This is a genomic window from Janthinobacterium sp. ROICE36 (assembly GCF_002869965.1).
In the GTDB taxonomy this organism is placed as follows: Bacteria; Pseudomonadota; Gammaproteobacteria; order Burkholderiales; family Burkholderiaceae_D; genus Janthinobacterium.
Genome location: NZ_PEBS01000054.1, coordinates 1 through 16,250, shown reverse-complemented (window position 1 = coordinate 16,250; position 16,250 = coordinate 1). Strand labels below are relative to the sequence as shown.

Here is a 16,250-nt window from a genome sequence, read left to right as displayed (position 1 = left end):
CCTCACTCGTCGTCGTCGGCCAGTTTATCGAACACCTGCAGCTCACTCTTGCCGAGGCCGGCCGTCACGAAGGGATCGTCGGCAGGAAAGCGGCCGCTATCGGCCAGCATGCGCAGCTTGCTCAAGCGCTCGCCCAGCGCCAACGCCTGCGCCTGCGGATCGGCATCGGCGTTGGCATCGACGCCCGCCAGCCCGATCGCGCGGGTCACGGACTGGGGAAACTCCCACAATTCGGCGATCCGTACCGACAAGATGCGCGCGTGCGCAAACACTTGCGCAATGAAGGCGTCCGATTGCGGAAAAACATCGGGCGCATGCATCTGGTCGATCAGCCGGAACGCCACCACCAGGCCCACATTGGCCATCAGCCCCGCGAGATAGGCATCGAAGGCGTTGGCATGCATCGTCGGCGCGACCAGGCTGGCCGCCAGCGCACATTTTTCGGACTGGCGCCAGATCAGCGGCGCCGTGCGCACGGTCAGCCCGCCGCTTTGCATGCTGACGATGGGACGGAAAGCGACGCGGGCGAGCAGCATGCGCATGCCGTTTTGCCCGAGCAGCATGATGGCGCCTTCCATGTTGTTGATCGACGGGCTGGCGTTGTAGCGCGACTGGTAGCAGGGCCGGTTCGCTTCGCGGTAGACCTCGGCGACCAGCAGCACATCCTGGGCCAACTGGGCCGACAGCTTGGCCGCGCTCATGTTTTCATCTTGCAAGGTACGCATCAGCTGCGGAATGATGGCTGGAATGCGCGGCACCAGCGCAGCGCCAGCGATCGGTTCACGGGCCAGGCGCACCAATTCGTCCAGAATCTGCTGTTCGGTCTGCTCCGGAGCCTGCGCCGAACCGGCAGCCGCCAGCCAGCGGTAGTACATGGCATCGATTTCGGTGATGCTGGCTGGCTGCCGCGTTTCCTCGGGCGCCGCCGCTGCCGTGAGGGGCGCAGGCTTGTTTTTGTCGTCGCCGCCGTTCAGTAATTTTCCTATCCAGCCCATTTTGCTATCCCAAGCCCTGTATGCATCATTATCGCGAAGTTCGCTCCGTGATTTTACTTGATGACAGCAGCGCTGGTGCGGCTGGCGTGAGCGCTTTGTCCACCTGCCGCAACATGCTAAAGTGGCACGACATGAACCCTGCCCTGCTCGACCAGCGATCCAATATGAACAATCCACTTGCGCACTACATCACCAGCCAGGCGTATAACAACGCCTGGGCCAACCACCGCCTGCTGAAGGCTTGCGGACAGCTGACACAGGCCGAATTCCAGGCCACGCGCGTCAGTTTTTTCCCCACCATCCAGTTCACCCTGAACCACATCCTGACGTGCGACTGGTTTTATCTCGACGCGCTCGAACGCGAGCTGCGCGGCGTAGCGCCCCATCCCGATTGCCATGTCTTTTTTGAACAGGACGAACCATTCACCGATTGCGCGGCCCTGCAGACGGCGCAGCGCGCATCGGACCTGCGCCTGATCGCCCATTGCCGCAGCTTGTGCGATGCGGACCTGGCGCGGCCCGTGACGATACTGCGCGAGACGCCGCAAGTCGACACGCGCCAGCGCATGCTGGCGCATTTGCTCCAGCACCAGATCCACCACCGGGGACAAGTGCACGCCATGCTGTCCGGCACGCGCATCGAAGCGCCCCAGCTCGACGAATTCTATTGCGCCGGCGAAGCGGGTGAGCGGGCGCAGGATTTCCTGGAGCTGGGCTGGACGGAAGACGATGTCTGGGGGGAGCGCTGAGTGATTCCTCGGCGTGGCAGCAGACGCACAGCCTGTTGCCATCGAGGTCGCGGAAGTAAGCGCCATCGTAATGGGCGTGATCATGGGGGCGCGGCAAATATGGGACAGCATGCTGCTCCTTCATGAATGCAAACGGGTGTGCGGCGAAATGCGCCAGCTGATTGTAATGGCGCAGCCCTTTCCGACTCCATTCCATATCGGCGCACGGGACCTGTGGCGGGCGGAAGCGACGGCGCCCGAAAAAACCGAGCAATTGCTCTATTGCGCGGCCCATTCTGCCCTGGCGTTATAAAATAGATAAATAGGGTACGGCATCGGCCGTGCCGCTTGCCAGCCTTTCGCGCACGCGGATGTGCACACACCCAGGGAAAAACCATGAGCAATACGAATAAAAAAGCCTATCTCGTCGGCGGCGGCATCGCCTCGCTGTCCGCAGCCGCCTTCATGCTACGCGACGGCGGCATGCAAGGCAGCAACATCACCATCTTCGAAGCATCGCCCGTGACGGGGGGCAGCCTCGATGGCGGCGGCAATGCCGGGGATGGCTACACCTTGCGCGGCGGGCGCATGCTGACCACCGATAATTACGAGTGCACCTGGGACTTGTTCAAGAGCATCCCTTCGCTCGAACATGCGGGCCAAAGCGTCTACGATGAAACCATCGCCTTCAACGAACAGCACATTCCCCACTCGCGCGCGCGCCTGGTCGACCGCAACCGCTTCAAGGTCGATGTCAGCAGCATGGGTTTTTCCATGCAGGACAGGCTGGAATTGCTGAAACTGACGGAAGCCGACGAAGACACGCTGGGCAGCAGCGCCATCACGGACTGGCTCTCGCCCGAATTCTTCGACACCAAGTTCTGGTACATGTGGGCCACCACGTTTGCCTTCCAGCCCTGGCATAGCGCCGTCGAATTCAAGCGTTACCTGCACCGTTTCATGATGGAGTTTTCGCGCATCGAAACCCTGGCTGGCGTCAAGCGCACCGTCTACAACCAGTACGATTCCCTGGTGCGCCCGCTGGTCGCGTGGCTGCAGGAGCAAGGCGTGAACATCATCATGGATTGCACGGTGACCGATATCGAGGTGCAAGAATCCGAAGGCCGCCTGACTGCCACCGCCCTGCACTGCCAGCGACACGGCCTGGCCGACGTGATCCCCGTTGCCGCCGGGGACCTGGTGTTCTTCCAGAATGCCTCGATGACGGATGCCTCCAGCTATGGCAGCTTGCACAGCGCGCCGGCCAAGCGCACGAAAAACGACAGCCAGGGCTGGCGCCTGTGGGAAAAGCTGGCCGAGGGCCGCCCGGAACTGGGCCGTCCAGCCGCCTTCAACAGCAGCATCGCCGAATCGTACTGGGCCTCGTACACGGTCACCTTGAAGGACAGCGCCTTCTTTGACAGGATGGAGCAATTCACGGGCAACAGCGCGGGCACGGGCGGCCTCGTCACCTTCAAGGACAGCAACTGGTTCATGTCCGTCGTGCTGGCGCACCAGCCCCATTTCGCCGGCCAGCCCGAGGGCGTGCAAGTATTCTGGGGCTATGCGCTGCACCCCGACCGCATCGGCAACTTCGTCGCCAAGCCCATGTCCGAATGCAGCGGCGCGGAAATCCTGCGCGAGCTGTGTGGCCACCTGAACTTCGACCTCGACATCATGACCACGGCCAATTGCATTCCCTGCCGCATGCCCTACATCACCAGCATGTTCATGCCCCGCGCGAAGAGCGACCGCCCGCTGCCCGTGCCGGCCAACTCCGTCAACCTGGCCTTCGTCAGCCAGTTCGTGGAGCTCGCCGACGATGTCGTCTTCACCGTGGAATATTCGGTGCGCGCAGCGCAGACGGCCGTCTACCAGTTGCTCGGCGTGCAACGCGAAGTGCCGGCCATCCACGCGCACGACAAGTCGTTCAAGGTCAAGCTCGATGCCGTCATCAAGGCGTTCAAATAACCTCGTTGCTGACGCTTGCACGCAACAAAGGCCGCGCTGCCGGTCGTGCATCGTGGATAGGGCGCCAGCAGCAATGGCGCCTTCCCTCACACGCACGGGCACGGCCCGGCGAAAGAGCCAACATGAAAACATGGATGCGCGCCAACAAAGGTTTTTTGATGTTTCTGCTGCTGTTCGGCGTCTTCCGCACGGCCGTGGCGGACTGGAATCCCATACCGTCTGCATCCATGCGCCCCAACCTGCTCGAAGGCGACGTGGTCTTCGTCAACCGCCTCGCCTTCAACCTGAAAGTACCGCTCACCGATATCGTGCTGCAGCGCCTGGGCGAACCGCAGCGGGGCGATATCGTCACCTTTTCCTCGCCGAAAGACGGCACGCGATTGATCAAGCGCATCATCGCCCTGCCCGGCGACCAGGTAGAAATGCGCAATGAAGAGCTGGTCATCAATGGCCAGCCCGCCCGCTACACGGCGCTCGACACGGCGCCTGAAACCATCGCCCATGTGGGCCAGCTGACGGCGCAGCGTATCAGCGAGCGCAACGCGACCGAGCAGCACCGCATCCAGGTCTTGCCGCAAATCGCGGGCGCGGCGCGCAGCTTTGCCCCCGTGACGGTGCCGGCCGACCACTTCATGATGCTGGGCGATAACCGCGACAACAGCGCCGACTCGCGCTATTTCGGCTTCGTGCCACGCGCATTGCTGATCGGCAAGGCCGAGCGCATCCTCGTGTCGGCCAATATCCAAGACCATTGGCAGCCGCGGCTGCAGCGTTTCGGCATGAAGCTGGAGTAAACACCCCCCCTTCGCAACGGCGCCGTGCTTTTCGGTTAGCATGGCGCATCATGCAAAACTTCCCCTCAGCCAGCCTGCAAGCCGCCAACGACGATGCCGCCCTGGAGCAGCTGGCGCAGTTCCTGCAGCGCCATCCCGACGTACTGCTGCTGACGGGCGCCGGCATCAGCACGGCGTCCGGCATTCCCGCTTACCGCGACAATGAGGGCGTACGACACGGCAACGCCCCCGTGCAAGGCCCCGATTTTCGCCGCCAGGAAGCCGTGCGCCGCCGCTACTGGGCGCGCAGCATGGTGGGCTGGCCCACCCTCGCGCGCGCCACGCCGAATGCCGGTCACCTGGCCATCGCGCGACTGGCACAGCGCCAGCACATTGGCGGCCTGGTCACGCAAAACGTGGATGGACTGCATCAGCAGGCCGGCAGCGCTGCCGTCACGGAGTTGCATGGCAGCATACATGGCGTGGTCTGCCTCGATTGCCGGACCCGTCACACGCGCCGCCTGATCCAGGACATGCTGGAGCGCGACAATCCGCAGATGCTGGGCGCCACGGCCACCCCGGCGCCCGATGGCGACGCCTTGCTGGAACCGTCCCGGCTGGCCACCTTCCACCTGCCCGTCTGTCCCCGCTGCGGCGGCACCCTGCAGCCCGACGTGGTGTTTTTTGGCGATGGCGTACCCGCCGCCTGCGCGGCTGAGGCCGAGCGCAAGATGCAGGCCGCCAGCGCCCTGCTGGTGGTGGGCTCGTCCGTGATGGTGTATTCGAGCTTTCGCCTGTGCCGCCTGGCGGCCGAAACGGGCAAGCCCGTGGCCGCCATCAACCTGGGCAAGACGCGCGCCGACCATTTGCTGGCATTCAAGACCGATGCGCCGGCACAAGACATCTTGCCAGCATTAGCGGCCATGCTGGGCTGATCGGGCCTCAGCGGTGCGCCACTCTGGCTATACTGTGGGATTGACGAGGAGAATTCATGCTGGAACTGTTGAGTGAACACGTTTGTTTTGGCGGCGTACAACGCTTTTATCGCCACGAGGCGCACGCCGTCGGCTTGCCCATGCGTTTCTCGGCCTTCATTCCCGACACGCCGCCAGGCAGCGTGGTCAGCACCAAACGCCCCGCCCTGTTTTACCTGGCTGGCCTGACTTGCACGGAAGAAACGTTCATGATCAAGGGTGGCGCGCAGCGCGTGGCGGCCGAGGAAGGCTTGATCCTGATCGCGCCCGACACCAGCCCCCGTGGCGCCAACATCGCGGGCGAAACGGATGCCTGGGATTTCGGCGTGGGCGCAGGCTTTTACGTGGACGCCACCGAAGCGCCCTGGAGCACGCACTACCGCATGTACAGCTACCTCCTGGAACTGCGCGCGCTGCTGGAACAGGAACTGGCGATCGATGCGCAACGCACGGGTATTTTCGGCCACTCGATGGGCGGCCATGGCGCGCTGGTGCTGGCCTTGCGCAATCCTGACCTGTTCCGCTCCGTGTCCGCCTTCGCCCCCATCGCCGCGCCGAGTCAATGTCCGTGGGGCAAGAAAGCGTTTACGGGCTACCTGGGCAGCGACGCTGCCAGCTGGCAGCACTACGACGCCAGCGCACTGATGCGCGGCCTGCAAGGCCAGCCGGCACCATTTCCCGACGGCATCTTGATCGACCAGGGTCTGGCCGACAAGTTCCTGCCCGAGCAACTGCACCCCGAGGTGTTCGAAGCGGCGTGCCGCGACGCCGGCCAGCCATTACGGCTGCGCCGCCATGCCGGCTATGACCACGGTTATTACTTCATCGCCAGCTTCATGGAAGAGCATGTGCGCTTCCATGCGAAAAACCTGCGCGCCGCCTGACCAACTGCCCTACTGCGCCGTACTGGTATGCCCGTTGAAATGGCGCGTATACCAGTCCGTAGCCAGCAAGGCCGCCTGGTGGCGCGTGTCGGGGCCGCCAGGCGCGGCGATCTGTTCCAGTTGCTTGTCGCAGCGCAAGGTGGCAAACGCCATGCGGTTCAGGCCAGCCACATCGGGGTCGCGCCCGCCCACGATCAGCAAGGATGGCACGCGCACGTTTTCCAGCGCCGCCTTGCCCGCCATTTCCACCTGGCCATCGCAGACGGCCAGGGCAGCGATTTCCGCGCTGCGCCAGGCCGCCAGCTGCATCACCACGGCGGCGCTGGTGCCATAGCCATACAGGCCGCAGGGCAAGCGCCGCGTGGATGGGTCCATTTGCAGCCAGCCCAGGGCTTTTTCCAGTTGACGCGCCAGCAGCACGATATCGCTGCGCACGAAATACGCATGGCCATTGCTGCCGCCGCCAGGCTCGACACCGCCCTGGTCGAAGCGCAAGGTGGCGATGCCCGCCCGCAAAAAATCCTGGGAAGTGGCGTGACTGGAGGCGCCAAGGTAGTCGCTGTCGGCGCCCGCGCCGTGGGCAAACAGGACGATGCCCACCGGCCGCTCGGGCATTTCAAGCACGCCGTCCATTTGAAGTTCATCGGCCGTGATGCTGACAAATTGTTCTTGCATGATTGCCTCCGCTATCGAGCTGACATCACAATGCTATTGCGCTGATTGTGCCGGGCAGTGCGCCGCCTGCACGCCCTGAGCCGCAAGCCTCAGTGTAGCAGCCTGCGTGCGTTCACGCGCGGCGCGCGGCAAATTTGCCACGCGCCGGCGTCAGACGGCACCGTGCCGGTCCAGCCCCTTCAGCACGGCTTCCGGGCGGATCGGCAAATGCCGCACGCGTGACGCCACGGCGGCGAAGATGGCGTTGCCAATGGCGGGCGCCACGGCCGTCGTGGGCGGCTCGCCCATGCCCGTTGAAGTTGCCGTGCTAGCAACAAATTCGATATCGAGCTCGGGCACGTCGGCCATGCGCAGGGGCGTGTAGGTATTCAGGTTGGTATCCTTCACTTCGCCGCTGAGGAAAGCCGTGCCCTCATGCAAGGCCATGCTCACGCCCCACAGTGCGCCCCCTTCCGCCTGCGCCAGCGCGCCATCGGGATCGACGATGCTGCCCGCGTCGATCACCATGAACAGTTTTTCCACTTTCACCATGCAAGTGTTGCGGTCCACTTTCACCCGGGCAATGCAGGCCGTCCAGGTGGGCATGTCGCGCTCCTGGCCGAACGTGGCGGCGATGCCCAGGCCCGTGTCGGGCGGCATCGCCGTGCCCCAGCCCGCCTTGTCCGCCACCCGCTGCAGCACGTGGGCCAGGCGCGCGGCGCCACCGACGGCGTTCGGCGCACTGCCCGCGTTGCGGCCCGTCGCCTGCAGCAGCGACAAACGGAACGCCAGCGGATCGACCTTGGCCGCCTGCGCCGCCTCGTCCATGAAACTTTCCACAGCCCAATTCGTCCAGCCCGGGCCCACGGAACGCAGCCAGCCGGGGCGGAAACTGCTGTTGGCCAGGTCGTTCGACACTGCCCGCACGCGCTGCGCGCCCACCGTGTACCAGTGGTCGGCGCCGGCGATGGCGAAGGGGTCATAAGGATGGCCCTGCTTATCCTTGGACAGGAAGGCGGGTATCATGGCTTGCGTGGGCCAGCCCGCGCTCGCTTCGTGCACCATCGCCGAGACCTTGCCGTCAGCATCGAAGGCCATGCGCACATGCTGCATGGACGGCGAACGGGGCGAATCGAAACGCGCATCGTCGGGCCGCGTGCAAATCATCTTGACGGGGCGCCCCACGGCTTGCGCGGCCAGCGCGGCCGGCACGCAATAATCGCCATTCAAGCGCCGCCCGAAGCCGCCACCGAGCAGATAGGTATGCAGCATGACCTTGCTCTCCGGCACCTGCAACGCTTGCGCCAGCACGGGCAGGATCAACGATTGCCACTGGTTGCCTGCATGGATATGCCAGACGCCGTCGATTTCCTGCGCCAGCGCATTCACCGGTTCCAGCTGGAAATGCAGCACGGTGCTGGTCGTGTAGTGGCGTTCCAGTTGCAGGCTGGCATCCTTGAATGCTTGCTCCACGCCATCGTCATCGACCACGCGGGCGCCCAGGCTGGCATCGGCCAGCTGCTTGCCCGCATAGTTGACGATATCCTGTTCCGACACGTGGGCGGCCGCACCGGCCCGCCATGTCACCTGCACCAGGTCGGCAGCGCGCATGGCGGCCGCATACGTGTCGGCTACCACCATGACCCAGCCGGGTACCGTGCCGCTGGGGTCTTGCAAGGCCACCGAGCGCAAGTAGCCCTTCACCTTTTTCGCCGCCGTATCATCGATAGACACGACTTTTGAACCGTAGCGCGTGGGCGGGATCTTCGGGCGCGCATACAGCATGCCCTCCACCTGCGCATCGATGCCGTACACGGCCGTGCCATTCGTCTTCGATGGAATGTCCAGCGCCTGCACCTGCTGGCCGATCAGGCTGCGCTGCTGCGGCGTCTTCAGCACGATGGACTTCAATTGCTCCGGCGTGTACTGGCGCGCCAGCTTGCCACGGCGCACGATGTCGCCATAGCTGATCGAGCGCCCGCGGCCATGCACGACACCGAGCCTGGCGTGGCAGGCGGACATGGGTACGCGCAGCAGGCGCGCGCCCTCCTCGATCAGCGCGAGGCGCCCGGCCGCGCCGGCACGGCTGAGCGGGTCGAAATTCTGCCAGACGGACCAGCTACCGCCCGTCACCATCAAGCCCCATTTCGGGTCCGTATCCACGTAATGCAGGCGTACCTTGCTCCAGTCCGCTTCCAGCTCCTCGGCCACGATGCGCGCCAGGGCGGTGCCGATATGCTGACCCATTTCCGCCTTGGCGATATTGACGGTGACGATGCCGTCACGCTCGATCTGCAACCAGATGCTGGGATCGAATACGGGTGCGCTGGCTTTGACGGGCGGCACGGGCGCCACCTTGCCGGCGGCCAAAGAGCTGTCGGCGCGCAAGAACGCCAGGGTAAAACCCGTGCCGGCGGCGGCGATCAGGAAACCGCGCCGCCCCAATGCAGGGGGACGGACACTGGTAGTTTCTTTTAGCAACTTAAACACCGGGTGCCTCCTGCATGCCGGCCGCCAGCTTGATCGCCTTGCGGATGCGCACATATGCCATGCAACGGCACAGGTTGCCGCTCATGACGGCATCGATATTCGCATCCGTCGGCTGCGGATAGTCGCGCAGCAAGGTGGCCGCCTGCATGATCTGGCCCGACTGGCAATAACCGCACTGGGGCGCCTGCGTGGCGACCCAGGCCCGCTGCAGAGGATGCGTGCCATCGTGCGAGAGGCCTTCGATGGTGGTGATGGCGCAACCGGTGACGGCGGCGATGGGCGTGATGCACGAACGCATGGCGCGGCCATCCACATGCACGGTACAGGCGCCGCACATGCCGATGCCGCAGCCAAACTTGGTGCCTTTCAGATGGGCCTCGTCGCGCAGCACCCACAGCAGAGGCGTTTCGGCGTCGACCTCGGTGCCGAAGGCCTGGCCATTGACGGTAATGTTATACATAAGATACTTTCAAGAATTACTTGCCGGCGCGCGTGCGTGCCACCGTTGCTTCCAGATTCATCCAGGCCGGCTGGTGACTGCGGCTGCGGCGCAAATAGGCGGCCAGTTGGGCCACGTCGTTGTCCGTCAGCGCGGCGGCAAAGCCGGGCATCAGCACGCCAGGCATGGCCTCATCCTTGCTCAAGCCGTGCAATATCACCTGGATCAGGTTGGCAGGATCGGGCGCGCTGACGGCGCTGTTGAGGCTCAGTTCCGGACGCAGGGCCACGGGCCGGCCATCGCTGTTCGAGTGGCAAGACGCGCAGGCGGCCACGTACAGGCTGGCGCCACGGTCGTTGTCGACCAGGCTGACGCGCTGCGAACGGGCGAGGCCGGCTTTCAGCACGGTATCGGTATCGACCTGGCGTTGCCCGATGCCAGCCACGCCGGCAAAATACGTGGCCAGCGCGCGGATATCGCCATCGGGCGATGCGCCCATGCCTTCGTGCACGACGGCCGACATGGGTCCGGCCGCCACGCCGTGCAGGGCCGTCGCCCCCGTGCGCAGGAAGGCATACAGTTCATCCTGCGTCCACGGCAGCGGTGCCGTGTTGGCGCTGGTCAAGGCCGGCGCATACCAGTGATCGATGGACGCGCCCAGATACGCTGAACCGGCCAGCTCGGCGCCCAGCGCATTGCGCGGCGTGTGGCAGGCGGCGCAATGGGCCAGTCCCTCGGCCAGATAGCGGCCCCGGTTCCAGTCCAGCCCTTGCGCGGCATCAAGTTGAAAGCTGGCAGGCTTGAAAAACAACAGCTTCCAGCCCGCCTGCAAGGGGCGCAGGTTCAATGGGAAAGGCACGCTGTTGGCGGGCGCGACCGCATACACGGGCGGGCGCGTCATGAAATACGCGTACAAAGCCGTCAGGTCGGCGTCCGAGACGAGCGTGAAGTGGGTGTATGGAAAGACCGGATACAAATGCGCGCCATCGCGGCCCACGCCTTCGCGCATGGCCCGCTGGAAGGCGGCCAGCGACCAGCGGCCGATGCCCGTTTGCCTGTCGGGCGTGATATTCGTCGCGTAGATCGTGCCGAACGGCGTGGCCAGGCCATGGCCGCCCGCATAATCGGCACCGCCACTGGCCGTATGGCAGGCGGCGCAATTGCCCATGCCGGCCAGGATGCGGCCCTTCTCCACCACTTGCGGGGAAAACGCCGTGGCGGCAGGCGGATCGATGGGCGCCAGCGCGGGGCGCCAGTAATACAAGTAGGCGGCCAGGGCCGCGACGATGAGCAGGGCCAGCGACAGCAGCAAGCCGGTGAAAATCTTTTTGAACAAAACAGGAACCAGTCAGAGTGAAAACAAGGCGCGCCGGTAAAAGGGCCACTATGACAATCTTACCGCGATTGTGACTTGCTGTATGTACGCAATGACACGCAGGCAACGCCATGCGCGGGCTGCGCCTTATAATCAGCGTTTCAGCACGCCGCCGCTCCTTCATGCATACCGTTACCATCATCCTCATCCTCGTCCTTAGCGTCGTCCTGTGCGGCTTTCTCGCCCGCTCGCGCTGGGTCAAGCTGCCGCTGCCCCTGATCCAGATCGCCGGCGGCACGGGATTGGCCCTGTTTGGCGTGCAAGTGCCGCTCGATCCCGATATTTTCTTCCTGCTCTTCATTCCGCCGCTGCTGTTTCTCGACGGCTGGCGCATTCCCAAGGGCGCCTTCTTTTCCGATGCGCGCTCGATCCTGATGCTGGCCATCGGCCTGGTGCTGTTTACCGTGCTGGGCATGGGTTTCTTCATCGACTGGCTGATCCCCAGCGTGCCGCTGGCCGTGGCCTTCGCGCTGGGCGCCATCCTCTCGCCCACCGACCCCGTGGCCGTATCGGCAATCGCGGCCGGCAACCCCATCCCGCCGCGCCTGATGCACATACTCGAAGGCGAATCCCTGCTGAACGACGCCTCAGGCCTGGTCTGCTTCACGTTTGCCGTGGGCGCCATGATGACGGGCGGCTTTTCCATCGGCGCCGCCTCGCTGAGCTTTCTGCAGGAAGCGGGCGGCGGCATCCTCATCGGCCTGGCCATCTCGTGGGGCGTGGGGCTGGCGAATAAATGGCTGGTGAGCAAGGTTGGCGAAGAGCCGGGCCTGCAGATCCTCATCAGCATCCTGATTCCGTTTGCCGCCTACCTGGGCGCCGAGCAAATCCACGGCTCGGGCATCCTGGCCGCCGCCACGGCGGGCGTGTCCATGCATTACGCCGACCTGATCGGCCGTCCGCTGGCCGCCACGCGCACCCAGCGCAAGGCCGTGTGGGATACCGTGCAACTGGTCTTGAATGGCGTAATCTTCGTCATGCTGGGCGCGCAGCTGCCCACCACCGTGGCCGGCTTGCCCGCCGCGTCCATGGAAGTGGGCGCCGGCAGCGCCTGGAAACTGCCGCTGTTCGTCATCGCCATCACGGTGGGGCTGACCTTCATGCGCTTCATCTGGGTCTTCATTTCCATGAAACTGACCCTGTTCAAGCACCACAAGAAAATGGCGGGCGAATCGAAGGATGCCGCGCTGCTGGCGCGTCCCAGCCTGCGCCTGCTGCTGGTGGCGTCGTTTGCGGGCGTGCGCGGCGCGCTGACCCTGGCCGGCATCCTGACCCTGCCCTTGTTCTTGCCTGACGGCACGCGTTTTCCCGCGCGCGACCTCGTCATCTTCCTGTCCATGGGGGTGATTTTGCTGTCGCTGCTGCTGGCCAGCGTCACCCTGCCCCTGCTGACCAAGGGCCTGGTGTTCGCGCCGCCCGCGCGCCGCTCGACGGAAGAGCGCAATGCCCGCGCCGCTGCTGCCGAAGCGGCCATCGCGCGGCTGGAAAAAGTCTGCGAAGGCATCGACAAGAATGACAAGCAGCAAGTCGTCACCGAGGCGGCCAACCGCCTGATCGAAGCCTACCGGCGCCGTCTCGCGTATGGCGAAAGCAGCAATGACGAGGCAATGCGGCTGCAGGAACTGGCCAAGGCCGAGCGCGCGCTGCGCCTGGAAGCGTTGAATGCGGAGCGCGATGAACTGTTCCGCCGCCGCATCTCGGGCGAACTCGACGACACCATCCATTTGCGCCTGCTGCGCGAAATCGACTTGCTGGAAGCGACACTGGAAGAATAGCAACACTTTGGCGTGACACGGCAGTGTTGACAAGTAATTTTCATGGTAAAGAATGCAAGTTTTCACATTCGTGTTTATAATGCAAGGTTTATGGCGTAGCGCCGTGATTTACTTTCAGCAAGGACTTCCGTAGAGTCTGTGTTGTAGCGTAAGAATTTGAATAGCCACCCGACCTGCATAAAGACACCGACGCCGTGCCCTCCTCCCTTCGCCACCGGCAGTGCTGCGCGCTGCCTGCCCTGCTCGCCGTGCTGCTGACCTCGCTACTGGCCGCGCTGGCGCCGTCTGCGGCATGGGCGCAGACGGGCGCGGAGGCCGACGCCAGGCGACCGGCCGAAGTGGCCCAGGTCTTGTTTGGCATCATCAGTTATGTGCGCTGGCCCGTGGCGCGCCCGGAAGTGCGCGTCTGCATGCTCGGCGCGCCCCGCTATGGCGCGGCCATCGTCGACACGCCCGCCTCCAGCGTGGGCCAGCGCATCCGCGTGAAAATTCCGGCGGCAGCCGCCGCAGCCGCCGAATGCGACGTCATTTATCTGGGCAGCCTGCCCGATGTCGAACGCGAGCTTCTGTTGGCGCAGATCATCGGCAAGCCAATTTTATCGGTCGCCGAACCCCGCACGTCCTGCAGCGTGGGCACCATGTTCTGCCTGCGCCTCTCCGAGGCGCAGATCGGTTTTGACGTCAACCTCGACGCCATCGCCCGCAGCGGCCTGCGCGTGCATCCGAACGCCTTGCAGATTGCACGTCGCAAGGCACCGCCGCCATGAGCGCCGGCATGCCTCCCCGACTGACGCGCAAGCCCCGCCCCACGCTCGACAGCGTGCTGCGGCGCGCCCACCTGAGCGTGTCGCTGATCGCCGTGCTGGCGGCCGGCCTGACCCTGACAGCCGTGGCGCTGCTGGCCCTGCGCGTGTATTCGGACCAGAACCTGCGCCTGGTAGCCCGCTCGATGAGCTACACGGTGGAAGGGGCCGTCGTCTTTGGCGACTCCTTGGCCGCCAAAGAAGCACTGGCCTTGATCGGCGTCAATGAAGATATTGACCAGGCGCAGGTGAGCGACACGGCCGGCAAGGTGCTGGCCCGCTGGGAACGGGGTCAGCACGGCACCCGCTACTACATCGAACGCGCGCTGACGGGCTGGATGCTGCCCGATTCGCTGACCTTCCCCATCATGCGCAATGAGCAAGCCATCGGCAGCATCAAGCTGGTGCCGCACAGCCGCAGCCTGCTGCCCTTCCTGCTGAGCGGCCTCTCCTGTCTGCTGGCTTGCCTCGTGCTGAGCCTGGCCGTCGCCGTGCGCCTGTCGCGCCGCATGGAAACGGAAATCACCTCGCCTCTGCGCCACCTGGCGGAAACGGCCCACCGTGTGCGTCGCGACCGCTCGTTCGAATTGCGCGTGCCACCGGCCAATATTGCCGAACTGAACCAGCTCAATGACGACTTCAACGCCCTGCTCGACGAACTGGAAGCGTGGCAAAGCCATCTGCAAAAGGAACACGCCTCGCTGTCGCACCGCGCCAACCACGACAGCCTGACGGGCCTGTCGAACCGCGCCTTCATGGAAGCGGAGCTGGAACGCGCCATCCTCGAAGCGCGCGTCGGCAATGGCAAGGTGGCCGTGCTGTTCCTCGACAGCGACCGCTTCAAATACATCAACGATACCTTCGGCCATGCCTCGGGCGACCGCGTGCTGGTGACGATCGCCGCGCGCATCAAGCAGCAATTGCGCGAAGGCGACCTGGTGGCCCGCCTGGGCGGCGACGAATTCGCCATCCTGCTCAAGCCGCTGCGCAACAGCAGCGACGCCATGCACATCGCCGACAACATCATCACCGCCATGGCGCAAGCCATTGAACTGCCTACCGGCAACAGCATCGTCAGCTCGCTGACCATCGGCGTGGCCGTCTTCCCCGATCACGCCATCGACGCCGCCTCGCTGGTCGGCGCGGCGGACGATGCCATGTACCGCGCCAAACAGGCGCAGCGCGGCACGCGCCAGGTGGCGCGCCTGCAGCAACTCCACACTCACCCCTGAACCAAGGAGCAACACCATGCAATTCATCTACAAGCAATTACGCCTCGGCTTACTCGGCCTGTTCATGCTGGGCCTGCTGGCCGCCTGCCACAGCACGCCAGAGGCAAAACCGCTGTTCAACGCCGAGCAAGTCGCCACCTTGAAGGAACAAGGCTTCAAGCAGACCGACGAAGGCTGGGAACTGAGCTTTACCGACAAGCTGCTGTTCGAATTCGACGCCGCCAAGCTGACGCCGCCGAGCCGCAACGCCATCCAGAAAATCAGCGCCGCCCTGCTGAAAGTGGGCATCACCCACATGCGCGTGGAAGGCCATACGGATAACGAAGGCACGGAAGCGTACAACAACAAGCTGTCGCTGGCGCGCGCCAACGTGGTGGCCGACGCCATGAGCGCATCGGGCATTCCACGTGACAACATCGCCGTCAAGGGCCTGGGCATGCGCAAACCCGTGGCCTCGAACGCCAGCAAGACGGGCAAGGCGGAAAACCGCCGCGTCACCGTGATCGTTTCGGCGCCTTGAGGTGGGCGCTCCCGTCGTGCGCTGGGTCGTGATGGGCGTGTCCGGCTGCGGCAAGAGCGCCGTCGGCAAGCTGCTGGCCAACGCGCTGGGCGTGCCCTACGTGGAAGGCGACGATGTGCATCCGCCGGAAAACGTGGCCAAGATGGCGGCCGGCATCGCGCTTGACGATGCCGACCGGGCCGGCTGGCTGGCCGCCCTGCGCGAGCGCATCGCCACGGCCAGTGCGCAGGGCAGCGGCCTGGTGGTGTCCTGTTCTGCCCTGAAACGCGCTTACCGCGACCTGTTGCGCGAAGGCGACCCGGCCCTGCGCTTTGCCCACCTGGACGGCCCGCGCGACGTGCTGGAGCGCCGCATGCAGCGCCCCGGCCATTTCATGCCGGCCAGCCTGCTCGACAGCCAGCTGGCCACCCTGCAGCCTTTGCTGCCGGACGAGGCCGGCATCGTGCTCGATATCCGCCAGCCGCTGGGCGTGCTGGTCGAACAGATCCTGCAAGCGCCCTGGACAGGCCGCCAGGGCGATTGCATGAAGCATCAGGTCGGCAAGCCCAAGACCTTGGCGAGATAGTCGGCATTCCAGCCAGCTTTTAAGCGTTTGGTAGCGATGCCGGCCTTGGTTGTCTTTTCGTTTTTCAGTAAA

Annotated in this window: 15 protein-coding genes and 1 pseudogene; 10 read left to right on the top strand and 6 right to left on the bottom strand. The window is 64.6% G+C overall.

Annotated elements, in window-relative coordinates; translation table 11 throughout:
- Positions 1-2 precede the first annotated feature (2 nt).
- On the bottom strand, positions 3-995 hold the full coding sequence (locus CSZ94_RS19930; protein WP_102123119.1) for an HDOD domain-containing protein: 993 nt from the start codon (positions 993-995) through the stop codon (positions 3-5).
- 164 nt (positions 996-1,159) lie between these two features.
- Between CSZ94_RS19930 and CSZ94_RS19925 the strand changes: the two genes are divergently transcribed.
- Entirely contained in the window at positions 1,160-1,744 is a 585-nt protein-coding gene (locus tag CSZ94_RS19925; protein WP_102123118.1) for a DinB family protein, read from the top strand.
- A 13-nt stretch (positions 1,745-1,757) separates the two neighbouring features.
- On the opposite strand, the pseudogene CSZ94_RS29315 reads toward CSZ94_RS19925, so the two are convergent.
- Positions 1,758-1,835: pseudogene (locus tag CSZ94_RS29315) on the bottom strand (VOC family protein); the annotation flags it as partial.
- Between the two features lie 284 nt (positions 1,836-2,119).
- Here CSZ94_RS29315 and CSZ94_RS19915 point away from each other — a divergent pair.
- From CSZ94_RS19915 to fghA, 4 genes are all read left to right on the top strand, one after another.
- Complete coding sequence (locus CSZ94_RS19915; RefSeq protein ID WP_102123116.1) at positions 2,120-3,694, top strand: oleate hydratase; 1,575 nt, start codon at positions 2,120-2,122, stop codon at positions 3,692-3,694.
- A 122-nt stretch (positions 3,695-3,816) separates the two neighbouring features.
- Positions 3,817-4,488: a signal peptidase I gene (lepB, locus tag CSZ94_RS19910; RefSeq protein WP_102123115.1), complete on the top strand. Its 672-nt coding sequence runs from the start codon at positions 3,817-3,819 to the stop codon at positions 4,486-4,488.
- 50 nt (positions 4,489-4,538) lie between these two features.
- Positions 4,539-5,402 carry an NAD-dependent protein deacetylase gene (locus tag CSZ94_RS19905; protein WP_102123114.1) on the top strand — a complete coding sequence of 288 codons (864 nt, stop codon included), beginning with the start codon at positions 4,539-4,541 and terminating at the stop codon, positions 5,400-5,402.
- A gap of 56 nt (positions 5,403-5,458) precedes the next feature.
- Positions 5,459-6,325: an S-formylglutathione hydrolase gene (gene fghA / locus CSZ94_RS19900; protein WP_102123113.1), complete on the top strand. Its 867-nt coding sequence runs from the start codon at positions 5,459-5,461 to the stop codon at positions 6,323-6,325.
- Between the two features lie 9 nt (positions 6,326-6,334).
- On the opposite strand, the gene CSZ94_RS19895 is transcribed toward fghA, so the two are convergent.
- From CSZ94_RS19895 to CSZ94_RS19880, 4 genes are all read right to left on the bottom strand, one after another.
- Positions 6,335-7,000, bottom strand: a complete 666-nt coding sequence (locus CSZ94_RS19895; RefSeq protein WP_102123112.1) for a dienelactone hydrolase family protein — start codon at positions 6,998-7,000, stop codon at positions 6,335-6,337.
- Positions 7,001-7,150: 150 nt separating this feature from the next.
- On the bottom strand, positions 7,151-9,469 hold the full coding sequence (locus CSZ94_RS19890; RefSeq protein ID WP_102123111.1) for a xanthine dehydrogenase family protein molybdopterin-binding subunit: 2,319 nt from the start codon (positions 9,467-9,469) through the stop codon (positions 7,151-7,153).
- Complete coding sequence (locus CSZ94_RS19885; RefSeq protein WP_102123110.1) at positions 9,462-9,929, bottom strand: (2Fe-2S)-binding protein; 468 nt, start codon at positions 9,927-9,929, stop codon at positions 9,462-9,464. The genes CSZ94_RS19890 and CSZ94_RS19885 overlap by 8 nt, the downstream gene beginning before the upstream one ends.
- A 16-nt stretch (positions 9,930-9,945) precedes the next feature.
- Positions 9,946-11,244, bottom strand: a complete 1,299-nt coding sequence (locus CSZ94_RS19880) for a cytochrome c (protein ID WP_102123109.1) — start codon at positions 11,242-11,244, stop codon at positions 9,946-9,948.
- 161 nt (positions 11,245-11,405) lie between these two features.
- Between CSZ94_RS19880 and CSZ94_RS19875 the strand changes: the two genes are divergently transcribed.
- The 5 genes from CSZ94_RS19875 (at position 11,406) to CSZ94_RS19855 (ending at position 16,178) form a co-directional block, all read left to right on the top strand.
- The gene (locus CSZ94_RS19875; protein ID WP_102123108.1) at positions 11,406-13,058 is read left to right on the top strand and encodes a Na+/H+ antiporter; all 1,653 of its coding nucleotides are present in this window, start codon (positions 11,406-11,408) and stop codon (positions 13,056-13,058) included.
- Positions 13,059-13,252: 194 nt separating this feature from the next.
- Positions 13,253-13,825, top strand: a complete 573-nt coding sequence (locus CSZ94_RS19870) for a YfiR family protein (RefSeq protein ID WP_258001106.1) — start codon at positions 13,253-13,255, stop codon at positions 13,823-13,825.
- 8 nt (positions 13,826-13,833) lie between these two features.
- Positions 13,834-15,093 (top strand): diguanylate cyclase domain-containing protein, encoded by a 1,260-nt coding sequence (locus tag CSZ94_RS19865; RefSeq protein ID WP_258001105.1) that lies wholly within the window; start codon positions 13,834-13,836, stop codon positions 15,091-15,093.
- 16 nt (positions 15,094-15,109) lie between these two features.
- Positions 15,110-15,613, top strand: a complete 504-nt coding sequence (locus CSZ94_RS19860) for an OmpA family protein (RefSeq protein WP_102123106.1) — start codon at positions 15,110-15,112, stop codon at positions 15,611-15,613.
- Positions 15,614-15,644: 31 nt separating this feature from the next.
- The gene (locus CSZ94_RS19855; RefSeq protein WP_102123138.1) at positions 15,645-16,178 is read left to right on the top strand and encodes a gluconokinase; all 534 of its coding nucleotides are present in this window, start codon (positions 15,645-15,647) and stop codon (positions 16,176-16,178) included.
- Positions 16,179-16,250 lie beyond the last annotated feature (72 nt).

What these genes read in the sequence shown, in the direction of transcription:
- CSZ94_RS19930 (WP_102123119.1), bottom strand. Translation starts at nt 995, where the DNA reads ATGGGCTGGATAGGAAAATTACTGAACGGCGGCGACGACAAAAACAAG.
- CSZ94_RS19925 (WP_102123118.1), top strand. Translation starts at nt 1,160, where the DNA reads ATGAACAATCCACTTGCGCACTACATCACCAGCCAGGCGTATAACAAC.
- CSZ94_RS19915 (WP_102123116.1), top strand. Translation starts at nt 2,120, where the DNA reads ATGAGCAATACGAATAAAAAAGCCTATCTCGTCGGCGGCGGCATCGCC.
- lepB (WP_102123115.1), top strand. Translation starts at nt 3,817, where the DNA reads ATGAAAACATGGATGCGCGCCAACAAAGGTTTTTTGATGTTTCTGCTG.
- CSZ94_RS19905 (WP_102123114.1), top strand. Translation starts at nt 4,539, where the DNA reads ATGCAAAACTTCCCCTCAGCCAGCCTGCAAGCCGCCAACGACGATGCC.
- fghA (WP_102123113.1), top strand. Translation starts at nt 5,459, where the DNA reads ATGCTGGAACTGTTGAGTGAACACGTTTGTTTTGGCGGCGTACAACGC.
- CSZ94_RS19895 (WP_102123112.1), bottom strand. Translation starts at nt 7,000, where the DNA reads ATGCAAGAACAATTTGTCAGCATCACGGCCGATGAACTTCAAATGGAC.
- CSZ94_RS19885 (WP_102123110.1), bottom strand. Translation starts at nt 9,929, where the DNA reads ATGTATAACATTACCGTCAATGGCCAGGCCTTCGGCACCGAGGTCGAC.
- CSZ94_RS19875 (WP_102123108.1), top strand. Translation starts at nt 11,406, where the DNA reads ATGCATACCGTTACCATCATCCTCATCCTCGTCCTTAGCGTCGTCCTG.
- CSZ94_RS19865 (WP_258001105.1), top strand. Translation starts at nt 13,834, where the DNA reads ATGCCTCCCCGACTGACGCGCAAGCCCCGCCCCACGCTCGACAGCGTG.
- CSZ94_RS19860 (WP_102123106.1), top strand. Translation starts at nt 15,110, where the DNA reads ATGCAATTCATCTACAAGCAATTACGCCTCGGCTTACTCGGCCTGTTC.
- CSZ94_RS19855 (WP_102123138.1), top strand. Translation starts at nt 15,645, where the DNA reads ATGGGCGTGTCCGGCTGCGGCAAGAGCGCCGTCGGCAAGCTGCTGGCC.